Raw genomic sequence first — 1,061 nt, 5'->3', positions numbered from 1 at the left:
CGCCGACGTCGTCGTGCACCGCCTCCACCGCGACGCCTGAGCGGTCGCGGGCCGCGGAGGGCCGCGCCGCGCCCGGCGTCGGCATCCGCTCGCGGTCGTCGCGGAATGGGCGCCCAGGAGCGTGTGTTCCCCTGTGCAGCAGGCGCCGAACCGTCACGACGCCCGGAACCGGAACCGGAAGGTCATCACATGAAGGCACAGCTCAACGGCGTCACCGTCGCCGAGGCCCCGAAGGACGAGCTCATCGAGATCGAGGGCAACTGGTACTTCCCGCCGCAGAGCGTGGACATGTCGCTCCTCACCGAGAGCTCCACGCCCTACCACTGCCCGTGGAAGGGCGACACGCAGTACTACTCCGTGAAGGACGGCGACACCCTGCTGCAGGACCGCGCCTGGTCGTACCCGACGCCCATCCCGTCGTCGTTCGACCGCGTCGGCCGCGACTACAGCGGCTACGTCGCCTTCTGGAAGGAGGTCCGCGTCGGCGAGTGACGCGGATCGGCCGCGACGGCCCGGGGGCTCAGGCTCCCGGGCCGTCGCCGGCCGCGGGCGCTGCCGGGCGGGGGGCGGCGGGGTCGGTGGATCGCTGCGGCACCACGCGCGCCGGGATCCCCGTGCGCCGCTCCCGAAGCTGCCGTGCGCGGTGGGCGCGCACCTTCGCGCGGTTCCCGCAGCGACGCATCGAGCACCAGCGCCGCGTCCCCGAGCGCGTCGTGTCGAGGTAGAGGACGGTGCAGTCCTCCGCCGAGCAGCGGCGGATCCGCTCGGATCCCGCCCCGAAGACCACGACCGCGTCGCGTGCCGCGGTGGCCAGCGCCTGCGCGGGCCGGGCGAGCGCGCGGCCGGCCTGGCGGGATCCGCCCCCGAGAGCGGGCGGCAGGTCGGGCGTGGCCGCGTACAGGTTCAGGACGTCCACGTCCCGGGGCGCCGGCTCGCCGCCGTCGGCCAGGGCGGACGCGATGTCGCCGACGGCCTGCCGGAGCGTGCGGGCGTCCGCGAGGTCGCGCTCGGTCGGCTCGGAGACGGCCGCGAGGTGCTCGCCGAGCCACGCGCCGAGGGCC

Annotated in this window: 2 protein-coding genes; one reads left to right on the top strand and one right to left on the bottom strand. The window is 75.7% G+C overall.

Annotated features, from left to right (window positions below; all coding sequences use genetic code 11):
- Positions 1-189: 189 nt before the first annotated feature.
- A complete protein-coding gene (locus Q6969_RS15895) occupies positions 190-492 on the top strand; it encodes a DUF427 domain-containing protein (RefSeq protein ID WP_094116603.1) in 303 nt (100 codons plus the stop codon).
- A gap of 28 nt (positions 493-520) precedes the next feature.
- Here Q6969_RS15895 and Q6969_RS15890 read toward each other — a convergent pair.
- The coding region (locus Q6969_RS15890; RefSeq protein ID WP_317231307.1) for a CGNR zinc finger domain-containing protein at positions 521-1,061 on the bottom strand (541 nt) is incomplete at its 5' end.

It is taken from the genome of Clavibacter sp. MX14-G9D, assembly GCF_032917815.1.
Classification (GTDB): Bacteria; Actinomycetota; Actinomycetes; order Actinomycetales; family Microbacteriaceae; genus Clavibacter; species Clavibacter michiganensis_K.
This window is presented reverse-complemented; position numbering and strand designations above follow the sequence as displayed.

Coding starts and splice junctions, on each gene's coding strand:
- Q6969_RS15895 (WP_094116603.1), top strand. CDS start 190: ATGAAGGCACAGCTCAACGGCGTCACCGTCGCCGAGGCCCCGAAGGAC.